The 14,121-nt window shown below is 63.8% G+C and carries 9 protein-coding genes; 3 read left to right on the top strand and 6 right to left on the bottom strand.

Going from position 1 to position 14,121, the window contains the following annotated elements:
* Positions 1-71 precede the first annotated feature (71 nt).
* On the bottom strand, positions 72-1,556 hold the full coding sequence (locus ACYU0X_RS04115; protein ID WP_418908544.1) for an NAD-dependent succinate-semialdehyde dehydrogenase: 1,485 nt from the start codon (positions 1,554-1,556) through the stop codon (positions 72-74).
* Between the two features lie 142 nt (positions 1,557-1,698).
* Positions 1,699-2,550 carry a 16S rRNA (cytidine(1402)-2'-O)-methyltransferase gene (gene rsmI, locus ACYU0X_RS04110; protein WP_461902181.1) on the bottom strand — a complete coding sequence of 284 codons (852 nt, stop codon included), beginning with the start codon at positions 2,548-2,550 and terminating at the stop codon, positions 1,699-1,701.
* A 66-nt stretch (positions 2,551-2,616) separates the two neighbouring features.
* Between rsmI and ACYU0X_RS04105 the strand changes: the two genes are divergently transcribed.
* Together ACYU0X_RS04105 and ACYU0X_RS04100 are read left to right on the top strand one after the other, a co-directional pair.
* Positions 2,617-4,227, top strand: a complete 1,611-nt coding sequence (locus tag ACYU0X_RS04105; RefSeq protein WP_461902180.1) for a dolichyl-phosphate-mannose--protein mannosyltransferase — start codon at positions 2,617-2,619, stop codon at positions 4,225-4,227.
* Between the two features lie 61 nt (positions 4,228-4,288).
* A complete protein-coding gene (locus tag ACYU0X_RS04100) occupies positions 4,289-6,130 on the top strand; it encodes an AMP-dependent synthetase/ligase (protein ID WP_461902179.1) in 1,842 nt (613 codons plus the stop codon).
* 81 nt (positions 6,131-6,211) lie between these two features.
* On the opposite strand, the gene ACYU0X_RS04095 is transcribed toward ACYU0X_RS04100, so the two are convergent.
* Complete coding sequence (locus tag ACYU0X_RS04095; protein WP_461902178.1) at positions 6,212-7,687, bottom strand: TIGR01906 family membrane protein; 1,476 nt, start codon at positions 7,685-7,687, stop codon at positions 6,212-6,214.
* 178 nt (positions 7,688-7,865) lie between these two features.
* Positions 7,866-8,258: a DUF3499 domain-containing protein gene (locus ACYU0X_RS04090; RefSeq protein WP_461902177.1), complete on the bottom strand. Its 393-nt coding sequence runs from the start codon at positions 8,256-8,258 to the stop codon at positions 7,866-7,868.
* A 102-nt stretch (positions 8,259-8,360) separates the two neighbouring features.
* Between ACYU0X_RS04090 and ACYU0X_RS04085 the strand changes: the two genes are divergently transcribed.
* Positions 8,361-8,810, top strand: coding sequence for a metallopeptidase family protein (locus tag ACYU0X_RS04085; protein ID WP_309408540.1), 450 nt, complete (start codon positions 8,361-8,363; stop codon positions 8,808-8,810).
* Between the two features lie 3 nt (positions 8,811-8,813).
* Here ACYU0X_RS04085 and ACYU0X_RS04080 read toward each other — a convergent pair whose 3' ends face one another.
* Complete coding sequence (locus ACYU0X_RS04080; RefSeq protein WP_461902176.1) at positions 8,814-10,652, bottom strand: DUF5719 family protein; 1,839 nt, start codon at positions 10,650-10,652, stop codon at positions 8,814-8,816.
* The gene (locus ACYU0X_RS04075; protein ID WP_461902776.1) at positions 10,652-14,119 is read right to left on the bottom strand and encodes a glycosyltransferase; all 3,468 of its coding nucleotides are present in this window, start codon (positions 14,117-14,119) and stop codon (positions 10,652-10,654) included. The genes ACYU0X_RS04080 and ACYU0X_RS04075 overlap by 1 nt, the downstream gene beginning before the upstream one ends.
* Between the last annotated feature and the right edge of the window lie 2 nt (positions 14,120-14,121).

Raw genomic sequence — 14,121 nt, 5'->3', positions numbered from 1 at the left:
TTCCCGCATGAGCAGGAACCGGGCCTAACTACGCCGTGGCCGCGCGCACCACGTGGTGCGCGTGCCGGGCGTTACTTGGCGGCGTAGGGATCGGCGATGCCGATGTACTGCACGGTGGTGTATTCGGACAGGCCCTCGGCGCCGCCTTCGCGACCCAAGCCCGACTGCTTCACACCGCCGAACGGAGCGGCGGCGTTCGAAATCACACCGGCGTTGAAGCCCACCAGACCGAACTCGATCTGCTCCGAAACACGGAACATGCGGTTGTAGTCCTTGGTGTAAACGTAGGACGCCAGACCGTACTCGGTGGAGTTGGCCAGGGCGATAGCCTGTGCCTCGTCGGCGAAGGTGGTCACCGGGGCGACCGGGCCGAAGATTTCCTGCGAGAGGATCTCGGCATCGTTGGCCACGTTGGCCAGCACGGTGGGCTGGTAGAAGTAGCCCGGGCCCTCAACCGGCGCGCCACCGGTGACGGCGGTTGCACCGTTGGCGACCGCGGCCTGCACGAGGCCGTCAATTTCGGTACGAGCCTTTTCCTCGATCAGCGGACCGACATTGGAGTTGGCGTCGGTGCCACGGCCTGGCTTCAAGGCGCCCATGGCGGCAGCGAACTTGGCGGTGAATTCCTCGGCCACATCCTGGTGCACCAGGAAGCGGTTAGCGGCGGTGCAGGCCTCGCCCATGTTGCGCATCTTGGCTGCCATCGCACCCTCAACTGCGGCGTCCAGGTCGGCGTCCTCAAAGACGATGAACGGGGCGTTGCCACCGAGCTCCATCGAGGTACGCAGGACCTTATCGGCGGCATCCTTCATGAGCTGCTTGCCCACTGCGGTGGAACCGGTGAAGGACACCTTGCGCAACCGATCGTCGCTCATCAAGGGTGCCGAGATTTTTGACGCCGAAGCGCCGGAGACCACGTTGAGTACGCCCGCGGGAAGGCCAGCCTCGATCATGGTCGCGGCAAAGAGCTGGGAGGTCAGCGGGGTCAGCTTGGCGGGCTTGAGCACCATGGTGCAACCGGCGGCGATGGCCGGGGCAACCTTGCGGGTAGCCATGGCCAGCGGGAAGTTCCACGGGGTGATCAGCAGGCACGGGCCAACCGGCTTGTGCTGCACCAGTACCTTGTTCTTGCCTTCCGGGGTGGTCACGTAGCGGCCGTAGTGGCGCACGGTCTCCTCGGAGAACCAGCGCAGGAATTCGGCACCGTAGGTGACCTCACCGCGGGCCTCGGCCAGCGGCTTGCCCATTTCGAGGCTCATCAGCAGGGCGAAGTCATCGGCGCGCTCGGTCACCAGATCGAAGGCGCGGCGCAAGATTTCCGCGCGCTCACGCGGTGCGGTGCGGGCCCAGTCGGCCTGTACGGCGTCGGCTGCATCCAGTGCGGCCATGGCGTCCTCAGAGGTGGCGCTGGCCAGAGTGGTCAGCTTCTCGCCGGTGGCGGGGTCCATCACATCGAAGGTGCCGCCATCAGAGGCGTCACGCCATTCGCCATTAATAAGCAGTCCGGTAGGGACCTTGGCGAGAAGTTCAGCTTCGTGCTGTGCGGTAATGGTCATAACGCGCATCTCCTGAAGTCGAAGGTTGTCGGTAGTTTCTTCATGCCTAACCTAAGTCTTCGGTGAAAGCAGTGTAAACCTCCCTGTGCACTAAAAATACCCGGATTCATTGTGCATTCAAACCAAGGGAACTCGGCCCGATTCAGCTCTCCCGAGCGGCAAGAACCGCCTCATAGAGTTCCCGCTTCTTCACCCCATGCGCACTGGCTACTTCGGCTGCGGCATCTTTCATGCGCGTTCCTTCGGCCACCCGCTGCTGCACCAGGTCGATCAGATCTTCGGCCTTCTCCGGTTCCGGTTCCGGCGCGCCAGCGATCACCACCACGATTTCGCCGCGTACCCCTTCGGCGGCCCACTGGCTAAGTTCCCCTAGCTCACCGCGGCGTACCTCTTCGAACTTCTTGGTCAACTCGCGGGCCACCGCCCCAAGCCGGCCTGCCCCGAATTCTTCCGCGGCCGCACTGAGGAATTCGGCGACACGGTGTGGCGCTTCGAAGAACACCATGGTGCGTTGTTCGGTGGCCAGCGCCTGCAGGCGCTTACGTCGCTCACCGGCCTTGCGCGGCAAGAAGCCTTCAAAGGTAAACCGTCCGGTGGGCAGCCCCGACAGCGCCAGCGCGGTGAGTACTGCGCTGGGACCGGGAACCGCGGTGACCAGCACCCCGCGCTCCATCGCGGCGGCAACCAGTGGATACCCCGGGTCCGAAACGGCCGGCATCCCGGCGTCGGAAACCACCAGCACCGTGGCTCCGGACTCGGCCAGGTCAATTACTTCTTCGCGTTTGGCCACCTCGTTGTGCTCATGCAGGCTCATGACGCGCCCACTCACAGTGACCCCTAGTGCCGAGGCCAGGTGATGGAAGTTTCGCGTGTCTTCGGCCGCAATCACATCTGCGGTGGCCATGATCTCGCGCAGGCGCGGCGAGGCGTCGGCCAGGTTGCCAATGGGTGTTGCGCCCAGCACGATGGCGCCGGCTGATTCGTCTTTATTCACAGGTATTAGCCTACTGTGCGTCGCAAACCCGGGTTTTGCTCGACCACGGCGGTAGCATGAACTTCGATGAGCACAACGGTTTCGCGTCCCACCGTCCACGCCACGGTCCAGTCCTCGCGTCAGGCCTTCAGCGCCGCGAGCCTTCGTGCGCGCCTGCTATTAGCTACGGCCCCACGGGATGTGCGCACCTGGCTGATTCCATTGGTGATCACCGTGTTGGCCGGAGTGCTGCGCATGGTGAACCTCGAGCATCCGCATCTGCTGATCTTCGACGAAACCTATTACGTCAAGGATGCGTACTCACTGCTCCACCACGGCTATGAGATGGAATGGATCAAAGACTCAAATGAGCAGTTCATTGCCGGCAATCCACAGCTGACCGGCGAGCCCTCATATGTGGTGCACCCACCGCTGGGTAAATGGTTAATCGCTCTGGGCATGGCGCTGTTCGGTGAGTTCAACGGTTTTGGCTGGCGTTTTGCCACGGCGGTGGCTGGCACGCTGTCGGTGCTCCTCGTCGTTCTCTGCGCTCGCAGACTCTTCGCCTCTCATCTGCTGGCCGGGCTGGCCGGACTGTTCATGGCGGTGGATGGGCACAGCATTGTGCTTTCGCGTACCGGCTTGCTCGATATTTTCCTGATGTTCTTCCTGCTCGCCGGGTTCTATTTCCTCGTACTGGACCGGGAGTTTGCACGCAAGCGCCTAATCCGGGCGTTGTCGGTGCCCGAGGGGCACAAACCCGATGATTTCTCGCTACTTCATGGGCCGTTCTTGCCGTGGCGTCCGTGGCGGCTGGCTGCAGCCGTAATGTTGGGCTGCGCCGTGTCCGTCAAATGGTCGGCGCTGGCCTTCATCGCAGTGTTCTGCGTGCTCAGCGTGCTCTGGGATTTCTCGGCACGGCGGACGATCGGCATTCGCCACTGGTTCCAGGCATCCTTCGTCAAAGACGGCATATATGCCTTCTTCACCATGATGCCGCTGGTACTGATTACCTATTTGAGTTCCTGGACCGGCTGGTTTGTCAGCACCGGCGCCAAATACCGTAACTGGGCTGCCGAACACCCCGGCGAGGGTCTCGCTTGGTTGCCCGAGAGCCTCCGCTCGCTGTGGCACTATCATCAGAGCGCCTATCAGTTCCATACCGGTTTAGGGTCGGAACATGGGTGGGCTTCTGCCCCGTGGACCTGGCCCTTCGCCGGCCGCCCGGTACTCATGTATTTCGAGGGTTACGACCAGGGCGTGAACGGTTGCACCGTCTCGCGGTGCACCGAGGTGATCACCGATCTGCCAAATCCGGTGATGTGGCTTGCCGCAACACTGAGCATGTTCCTGCTCATCCTGTGGTGGGCCGGGGCCCGCGACTGGCGGGCGGGAGCCATTCTGTCCTCGGTGGTCGCCGGATTCCTGCCGTGGTTGATGTACCCGGAGCGGACCATGTTCTTCTTCTACACGCTACCGCTGGTGCCATTCATGTGCTTGGCCCTGACCTACATGATCGGCAGGTTCCTGCCCGCACCGAATGACCCGCGGGGTACCGACCATACCCGGGTGCTCTTGGTGGGCATCTTCGTGGCGTTAGTGTTGCTCACTTCTGCCTTCTTCTGGCCCATCTGGTCGGGTGAAATGATTGACGATGCCTACTGGAAGGCTCACCTCTGGATTCCCAGCTGGGGCTAAATTCAACTATATTACTAGGCGGTAATCCCCTCATCCCCGCCACCGCCGCCGAAGGAATCCCATGCGTGAAGTCCATGTTGATCTACTCACCGAACTCGACCCGGGATACAACGCCACCAACCTGCTGTTAGATCGAGTGGCTTCCGCGGGCGACCGCGCCCTCTTCAGCGTGCAGCGCGGCCACCGGTGGCACGATGTAACCGCCAACGACTTTCTGCGCGATGCGCGCCGCTTAGCCGCAACGCTAATAGCCGACGGGCTGCGCCCCGGGGATACCGTCGCGATCATCTCGCGCACCCGCTATGAATGGGCGCTGTCCGAAGAGGCGATCTGGTTCGCCGGAGCGATTTCGGTTCCGATCTACGAAACCTCCAGCCCATACCAGATCGAGTGGATTCTGCGTGACTCCGGAGCACGCGTGGTATTCGCCGAAGATCACGAGATCCGCGCCAATGTGCGCAAAGCCGCCGCCGCCCTCGGCGAAAGCGTGACGGTGCACCTGTTCGAAGGAGCCGCGAGCTCCGATGACGAACTCATCCCCAGCCCCGGCCTACATGCGCTGTTGACCGATGAACACCAGATCGACTCCGCCGCGTTGGAGACCGCCCGGGCGAGTGCTGGACTGCACGACCCGGCGACCATGGTCTACACCTCGGGCACCACCGGTCGCCCCAAGGGCTGCACCATGACCCACGCGAATTTCTGCCTCGTGGCGCACAACCTCGCCGCCTACATGCTCGAACTTCTCGGCGAAGAGCGCCGCACCCTCATGTTCCTGCCGCTGGCCCATGTGCTGGCCCGTGCCGTGCAGCAGACCTGCATCCACGGCGGCGCGGTGATCGCCCACTCCAATTCCACCGCGACCATCGCCGAAGATATGGCCGCGGTACGCCCCGGTTTCCTTCTGGCCGTGCCCCGAGTCTTCGAAAAGATCCGCACCACCGCGCTGGCCAGCGCCGAGCAAGCCGGTAAGGCCCAGCTATTTCTCAGCGCTGAACAAACCGCCATCGCAGTTTCGCGCATTCGTGATGCCCGTGGGCGTGGCTTGCCGGCTCGCTTCCCACTGAGTCTTCGACTGAAACATGCGTTCTTCGACCGGGTGCTCTATCCAAAGTTGCGCGCGGTTTTCGGCGGCGAATGCGGGTACGCAATCTCCGGGGCCAGCGCGCTGAACCCCGAGGTGGCACACTTCTTCCGTGGCGCTGGCATTCAGCTCGTCGAAGGCTATGGACTGACCGAAACAACCGCGCCGGCCACGGTTAATCAGGCCCATGCCACCCGCGTGGGCACCGTGGGACGTCCCATCCCGGGCACCAGCATCAAGATCGCCGACGACGGCGAAATCCTCATCAAGGGCATCGGTGTGTTCGCCGGCTACCACCACAACCCCACGGCCACTGCCGCGGCATTCACCGACGAGGGCTATTTCCGCTCCGGCGATATGGGTGAACTCGACGATCAGGGTTATCTGCGTGTCACGGGTCGGAAAAAGGAGCTCATCGTCACCGCCGGAGGCAAGAACGTCTCCCCCGGGCCCATGGAGGAAATGGTTCGCGCCGGGCGGATCGCCGGTCAATGTGTGGTTGTCGGTGAAAACCGCCCCTTCGTGGCCGCCTTGATCACGCTCGATACCGAAGAGCTAGGCCTTTGGGCCAAGTCTCAGGGGCTCGGCGAACTCACCCTCAGCCAGGCCGCCGAGCACCCTCAGGTCCTTGCCGAGGTGCAGGGCTATGTCGATGAGGCAAACCGTACCGTGTCCAAGGCCGAGTCCATTCGAAAGTTCCAGATTCTGCCCACCGAATTCACCGAAACCAACGGTTACCTCACCAGTTCGTTGAAGCTCAAGCGGGCCACCGTGCTGGAAAACCATACGGATCAAGTCGAGGCCCTCTACGCGCGCTAATAACGGGGCACAACTACAAGAAGTCCGCCGCCGCACCCATAAGGCTCGGGTGCGGCGGCGGACTTCTACGTCTGGTGGGTATTAGCCCCCAAGGCCAAAGACGCGGGCGTCCTGACGCAGCCGCGAGGCTTCACGGCGTCGGGCCGTGGGCCAGCAGGCGCTCAGCGTGATCACCACACACAACACCACGAGGGCGGCCACGGTGATCGCCGAGTCAATCCAGAACTGCTCCGGGTAGAGCCGGATGAGCGTATCGGTCACGTTGAAGGTCCAGGTCCCTTCGGTGAAGAACAACGCGTGGAAGCTTGAGAAGAAACCGTTCCAGCCCAGCACGGCGGCCACGGCCAAGGCGGCAATTACCGCCAGGAGCAGAATGGCTCCGGTAAAGCAGGAACGGCGTACGCCTCCGGCATAGCGACGCGCAAGATACACGATGCAGATAATGGCCAGTACCGCCAAGATCGCCCCGCCCACGTACACCATGCCCATAAGGTTTTTCACATCGACCATATGTTGCACCTCACCGTCAGTGAACATGGTGGACCCGGTCGAGAATTTGAGACCAGAGAGGAATTCTGGTCCGGCAAAGTTATTGAGGAAATCCACTCCGTAGCTGCCATAGGTCAAGCGCTGCTCATCGGTGAATCCGTAGGCGTCCGAGGGGAAACCCGGGCGGCCGTAGGCCAGGGCCAAGAACAGTGGGGTGGCCACCAGCCGTACCGCCGCAATCAAGGCCAGCAGCGGAAAGAGGATGGAGAGCACCACTTGCGCCGTACGCGCCAGCGGAGGCTTTGAGTTGAGGGCTCGTTCACGCGCCGCGCGGCGCTTGAGCGCCTCGGGCGAGGGTTTGGGTTCCGGAGAGTAGCTGCCGAAAACTCGGCTCCGCGCCTGGGCGACGGCCGCGGCCGATGCCGGGGAGGTCTTCTCGCTCGAATCGGCCACGCTGACCGGAGGAACCTCCGCGGGACGCTCGACCGGCTTCTGCCCTGCCGCGGACGGCTTGCCCGGTGCTGGCTTCGGTGCGGTTTGTGCGGCGGTGCGTGCCGCCTCCTTCTCGGCCTGAACCTCATGGGGAAGCTTGATCGCCCGGATCACGTCCTCGACGTCACTGCCAGCTTTATCCCCATTCGTCGCTGCTTTGGCAGCGGGCTTGGCCGCGGCTGGCTTCGCAGCAGCCGGCTTGGCCGTGGGCTTCGCGGCCGGTTTGGCTGCAGCTGGCTTGTTCTGTGGGGCCTTGGCTGCGGCGGGCTTCGCCGCCGGTTTCGCGGTGGCCGAGGCGGCCGCCGGCTTAGCCGAGGCTTCCTTGGCGGCAGGCTTGTTTGTCTCCGGTGCGGCGCTGGTTGGCTTCGCTGGGGTCTGGGACTTGACCGTAGGCTGCTCGTTCGTTGCGGTTCGAGCCTGTTCCTGTGACTGCTTTTTGTGCGCTTCGAGCCGCGCGGCGAGTTTCTCGGCCTTTTGGCTCAGCGAGGCCTGCTGCTTCGCGTCAGGCGTGGCCGCGGTCGTGGACTGAGATGCCGGGGTAGATGACCCGTTGGTATCTTTCGCCGCCTCTGCCATGAGGAAACCTCCAGAATATGCGCACTGATCGATGATTAACGGCGCGGTGTGCCCAGCGTAGGCTCCTGCAGGTTCAGCTTATCCAGCGCGAGGAGCGCAACGGCGCATATCCACACCGAAAACCCAGCCGAGGTTGAGAGATTTCGGCGGCCGTTACGCTACCGGGGCACCATGCTGGCTAGGACTCTTCCGGATCGGTGTGTGGAAAGAGCATGGCGACGCGAGGCCCACTATCGAGGCGCGCCCCGCGGGAGGTACGCATCGTTTCCGGGGCCGGGTTCTCCTGGGGTTCGGGTCGAGCATCGGGTTCGCGCACGGCCTGGGCCAGCGCATAAAGTTCATCGACCGGCTCGGGTTCGGCGGGCAGTTCGGAAAACGCCCCTCGGATAAGTTTCCACCCGCTGGGCACGGTCAACCCATTGGCGTGCCGGGCACAGAGGTCGTAGCAGTGTGGCTCGGGGTATGTGGCCAATGGACCAAGCACGGCCGTGGAGTCCGCGTACACGTAGGTCAACGTGGCGCGAGCGGCCTCCTGGCAGGCGGGGCGGGAACACAGACGTAGAGCATGCACACCTTTAGTCTACTCGGCGAGTACCTGCTGTGCGCTGTAGCCGACGCGGCCGGAGCGCATGGCGTTCGCTTCAAGTGCCTAGCGACTTGTAGTGTTAGCTCCATGGACGATCAGTTCGCGGCGCCACGCCGGCGCCGTTGGCGGCATGGACGTGGCCGTCGCGGCCCGCTGATGCCCATGCATTTGCCTGGCTACCGCTCACGGCCAGAGCGTTTCGATGACGCGGTCATGGCCAGCGCCCAACGACTCGCCGAACGATGGGGCACGGCGATCGAAGCGATCGACTTCAGTATCTTGCCGGTCCCCGGCGACAAGCTTCTCGACAAAGCCGCAGCGCATGGCACCCGTGTGCCATTGAGCAGTTCTCGGCCGGCCAAGGAGCGGCGCCCGGCACGCATTACGATCTACCGGCTGCCCATCGAACGGCTGGCCGAGTCGCCGGTGGATATCGTGGACATTGTGCACCAGTGCATCGTGCAAGAGGTTGCGAATCTCTGGCTCCGCGACCCGCACGAAATCGATCCGGAGTTCTACCCCGACGACCGCGACTAGTCACTACCCGGCGACGTTCACCACGATGCCATCGCGCCCGGTGGTGGCCTGTGGCATTGCTGCCCAGCCCAAAGAGCGATCCGCGCCCCAGACAAGCTGGGCAATGTAGGCGTTCGAATCACCCTCGAAGACCACGGCGCTGGCCTGCTCATCGGTATCCCGGGGTTTAAAGTTCACGCTGGTGCCCTGGGCGATTTTCAGGGTCTGCGACTTGTGCAGTTTTCCGTCCTTGCCCACCACGGTGGCGCGTACTTCGGAGGCGGCGAAGGGCGCCGTCAGCGTAAATTCGCCGTTGCCTTCGGCCGCCACCGGCATGACTTGGGTGCCGTTGAGGGCCTGTGAGCTGGCCGCCCATGCCTGGTCGGAGGACTTCTTGGGATCCGACCCACGCACCATGCGTACCGACGCGGTCACCGGATCGTTGGATTCAACCACCACCGAATAGGTGCCCGGGGCCACCGAAGATAGGTCCACAATGCTGGTGGCGTTTGACGCGACCGCCAGATTATCTCCCAGCTCGGCCTTGACCTCGCCCTTGGCATCGAGCAGTTTCACTGTGAAACCAGCACCGGCGGCACCGGTGGCCGCCACGTGCAACTGCGGCACAAGATTGTTCTGACCTCCAGAGCCGGTTAGCTTCTCGAGATCACCGGGCTGCGGAATCCACACACCGGGGATGACCTGCTTGGCGGCTGCCACCGCATTGGCTTGTACCCAGTCCACGCCGGAGGGCGTCAGACCACGCAGGGAGGCTTGTTGCACCATCGCGGTGATCTTACCGCCGGTGCTATCCACCGATACGGCCACGGACTCTTCATCCGGCGCATACGCTCCGAGCACGATGGCCCGGGTAGCCCCCGGCGCCAGCACAATATTCTGCAAGGTCGGGGCGTCGATGAGCCCCTCACGGCCACGTAGCTGCAGGTTCAACTGTGCGCTGGTCCGCGTGGGGTTCGCCAGGTGCAAAACACTGGTGGTACCTGTTTGCGTCTGCAATCCGGTAAAGCGCCAGTTGGCCGAGGGTACCTGACAGCTGGCAACCGCCAGGCCGGCCAGGTCCCCGTCCTTTGCGAAGAAACTACGCAAGCCACTGCCGATGGAGGGAAGCTGCCCCAGCGGCTGAACACCGAACAAGGCGGCCGAGGAGCGTTTGGAATCCGTATCCACCCGAGCAACACGCCCGGTCAAACCCTCGGCATCGGCTCCCTTGGCTTCGGCGGCTTCCTGCTCGTCGATGCGCTTGGTGATGTCTTTGGCGTCGCTGCCGTCAAGTGCCGACAGGCTCGCTCCCGGCATCCGCTTGGCAAGATCGGAGACCAACGCGGTGCGCAGGCTCGTCGAAATGTCCTTCGCGCCAGGCTCAAACTGCGGGTCAACCCCGTCCACGCCCTTCAGAAGCTGCGGCGCGGGCAGGCACACGCTCTGCGCGTCACCGGCAGGCAAGGAGGTCACCGCGGCCGGAAGGGTTTGTCGATCCGGTTCTGGTAGCAGTAGCGAGCCCGCGGCGACGAGTCCGCCGGTGACACCAACCGCTAGGCAAGAGAGCAGTGCGGCGCCAACTTTCCGGCGGCGCTGATGGTGCTGTGCGTCCTTCTTCGCGGCACGCGAAACCTTTGCCAACTTGCGCTGGCGCTTGGCCACGGACGGATCCAGCGGTTCGGATGCCTTCTGGGTTGCCTCTGTCCCGGTGCTTTGGTCCTTGACCGGCTCGGGTGCAGGCTTCGGCGCTGGCTCCTCGGAGGAGGCTGGCTTCGGTTCGGGCTGGCGCTCTGGTTTGGCGGCACCGACCGGTTCGGGCAGGTCGGAGTCGCGGGCCGGTTCCCCTCGGGTGGAATCAGACACTACTTCTTCTCCTGCTCTGCGTCGCTATCGGAAATCCGGTCGCTGAGCTTCGGGTTGAGATCTTCACGAACACGGTGGGCACGTTCACGCGCCTCACGTCGGCTCAGGGCCGGTCGCGGTGCCGCAGTGGCGGCCGGTACGGTCTCGGGAAGCACCTCTGGCTCTTCCGACGTGGTTTCCGTGGTCTCTGAAGCGTCCTTCGATTTACCGCGGAATCGGTATTCTCCGGTGCGGTAACTCACCAGACGCCGGTTGCTCGGTACCGGGATGGCCAAGAGGACGGTGATCAACAAGACCACTGCGCCAAGCACAATCGCAGGAATCGCCAACGGTTGCTCGTATCGGACGGAAAGTTGGCCCGCTTCGACTGGAACCTTCCAGGCTTGCGCCCAACGGTTCTGTGAGTCCTCCGGATAGCTCACCGACTGCAGAGGTTCACCATTGAAGCTGGCCCGCCACCGCGGGTCGGCGGCAGTGCCCAGCACCAGAGTCCGTTCATTGGAGGCCTCTGAAAGCTGAAGGTTACGAATCTTATCGCGGCTGGATTCCAGCACGGAGATCGTCCCGTTCTCGTGGATAATGCGGGCAAACCCGCTGCCGGCCTCACCGTCGCCGTCCTCGTAGCCCACACGCCAGAGCCAGCCGCTGTCGGTTTGACCCACGGCGGCCAAGCCGGTGGCCGAGTCCAAGACGCGAACCGTCGCCGACGCGGCCTCGCCACGTTCGTTGAGCACCACATAGCCAACGCCCAAATCGCCGAGCAATTCACGGGCGTCCAATGCTGATTCGGACAGAAGCATCGCCACGGCTTCGCGCTGCGCCTGCTCGGTGGCCGAATCATTGTTCCGCTCCGGGGCCCACAGTGGGCCGGTCAGCTGGCGAGCCTGGCTGACGATACTAAGCGAATCGAGGCTTTGGCCGTCTCCACTAACGAGCTGGCTGTCGATATCCCCGTTTGAGCGTCGGGTGAGCACGAGTGTGCGTTCGGCCGCGGCACTGCGCCCCGCATCGGCCGCGGTGGCCGGCACGGTACGTGCCACCGACGGCCCTACCTGGCGGGTCCCGGCCAGCGCCACGGAACGATCGTCCTGGGCGGTGAACAGTTGCCCGGCCATGGAGATGGTTCCGGCAGCCAACACGCTGATCACGGCCAGCGCCGTGATCGCGCCAAGCAGGCTACGCGGTGCCAGCCGACGTGCCGGACGAGCCAGTTGTTCCTGCCGCACCGCCGCCACCGAGGTCGCGGCGGCACCTATCAGTGCCAGTACCGCGAGCGAGATGAACGGCCCGGCATAGGCGGTCACCGCCTGATCGGAATCGAGCGCTGCCGGCAAACGCCCCAGCCCCCACCCGGCCAGTAGCGATAGGGCCGCGGCCCACATGAGCAATCGCGGGTTGCGACGCGAGGCAAAGTTGGAGCTGAAACCGGCACCGATGGTGCCAGCGCAGGCCAGCAGCAGCACCGGGGCTCCGACGAGTAGCGCCGCGACGAGGGCCCACGGACCCTGCGGAAGCCAGCCGAAACCTACCGGCGCACCGGCGATGTCGAAGGCCTGTGGGAAGCCCAAGAGCATCTGCCATAGCGGGGCCGGATCGTAGGCCAATGGGGCGCCTGGTTCGCCGAGCAGCACGCGCGGGGTTTCAATGGCATCCAACAGCACTGGCAGATTCCAGAGCAACGCAGGTAGCGGCACCCACCACAGGGTTTTGGCTCGGCGCGGTGCGAGCAGTGCCAGCAGGTACACGAGCACGACGAGCGTTAGGAAGAAAGGTAGGGATCCGGTCGAGATTGCAAAGAGAAGCAAGGCAGCGCAGGCCGACGCGGTCCACGCCGACTTACGTTGCTCGGTGGCCTCGCGTTCCACCGTGCCCTCAACCGGCACCTGTGCGTTCATGGCACGAAGCAGCGCCATAAGGAACAACGGCAGCAGTACGTGAATGGCAGCCGCCCCTAGGCGCCCGGAGTTCAGCGCGGCGAAAAGCGAGGGCTGCAAACCCCAGAGCAATGCCACGACGAAGCGTAGCGCGCGCGAACGGCTGAGCGCACCGATCCCCCACCATGCGGTGAATCCGGCCAGCGGAATCATCGCCAGGTACAGGATCACCATGGCTTGATTTGCGTGGTTTACCGAGATCAGCCCGAGTAGCAAATACATCGAATCGGCACTGTCCGGAGCCGCGCCGAGACCCGTTCCCAGCGGTTGCCACCAGGAAAAAGCGTTGGCCACAAGCTGCGAAAGCGAGGTCGACAGCGGGCGCATGGCACCACCGTCTAGCGCCGATGCGCCGAGAATTGAGCGCCAGCCGACCAGAGAAACACCTACGAGCAGCGCAAGGGCCAGCAACAGCGAAAGCACCGCCGAGGTCCGCGGCGGGCGGGCCAAACTGGCGTAGTCGCCGAAGTTATCGCCACTGGGTTCCATTGGTCCGGCGGCACCCGAACCGTCTCCGTAGACGTCTTGTTCCGTGCGTCCGGTGGCGAGGTTGCGGCGATATTCGCGCACCTGCGCGCCGGTAGCCATGAGCTTGCGGACCTGTCGCCGCGGGATCTGCTTGCTCGAGCGCACCTGGCGGCGCGAGGCGGCAAGTTTCAGCGGAGAAAAGAGCCCGCGCAGCGTGGCGCCGAGATGGCTAAAGGCGTGCCCCGGGTCCTTGGCCAGTAGCGCACCCATGAAGTGCACGAGCGAACCGGCGAGAATGCCGATCCAGAGTAGCGGCAGGGCGGCCGGGGCCGCATATTTGAGCCGCATGAAAACTTCGGCACGTCGCGCTTCCCGCGGACCTGCCATGCTCTCGACCACATCGGCGTGGTGATACATCTTGGCCTCGGGGACCACAACCACGCGGTGCCCGGCTAGGCGGTTGCGCCACGACAGGTCGACGTCGTCTCCGCGTCCGGGCAACGCCGGGTCAAAACCGCCGAGTTCCTCGAATACTTCACGCCGGATGAACATGCCTGCGGAAGAGACGGCAAAGTAGTCGCTGCGCGCGTCATACTGCCCCTGATCAACTTCGTCGGTGTCGACCATGGTCAGGCGTTGCGCGCGGCGGTCCACCACAAGTCCTACCTCGACCAGCCGCCGCGGATTATCAATGTCCAGCAGCTTACAACCCGCGATGGAGACCGATTCGGAGGCCTCCACGGTCCGGGTGAGGTGTTCCAGCGCGTCGGTGGCCGGGGTTGAATCGTCGTGGATGATCCAGAGCCACTCGTCGCGATCTTCGCGGGCGGCAGGCAAGGCTTCAACGGCCTCGGCCACGGAGCGCCCCAGGGAATGCTTTGGTGCATGGAGCAGCGCGGCGTTGGAGGGCAGATTGACCTTCAGCGTCTCGAACGAGCTGTCTTGAGAGGCCGCGTCCACGCCAACGAATCGTTCAATGGGGCGAGTCTGGTTGCGCAGAGCGGCAAGAGTTCGTGGCAAATAGTCAGCGCCATCGTGCGCAGCAACGATGGCGGTGACATGGATTG

It is taken from the genome of Glutamicibacter sp. X7, assembly GCF_054889245.1.
The sequence above is the reverse complement of the archived record's forward strand: the minus strand, read 5'-3'. Positions and strand labels throughout refer to the sequence as shown.

What these genes read in the sequence shown, in the direction of transcription:
- ACYU0X_RS04105 (WP_461902180.1), top strand. Translation starts at nt 2,617, where the DNA reads ATGAGCACAACGGTTTCGCGTCCCACCGTCCACGCCACGGTCCAGTCC.
- ACYU0X_RS04115 (WP_418908544.1), bottom strand. Translation starts at nt 1,556, where the DNA reads ATGACCATTACCGCACAGCACGAAGCTGAACTTCTCGCCAAGGTCCCT.
- ACYU0X_RS04095 (WP_461902178.1), bottom strand. Translation starts at nt 7,687, where the DNA reads ATGGCAGAGGCGGCGAAAGATACCAACGGGTCATCTACCCCGGCATCT.
- ACYU0X_RS04100 (WP_461902179.1), top strand. Translation starts at nt 4,289, where the DNA reads ATGCGTGAAGTCCATGTTGATCTACTCACCGAACTCGACCCGGGATAC.
- ACYU0X_RS04085 (WP_309408540.1), top strand. Translation starts at nt 8,361, where the DNA reads ATGGACGATCAGTTCGCGGCGCCACGCCGGCGCCGTTGGCGGCATGGA.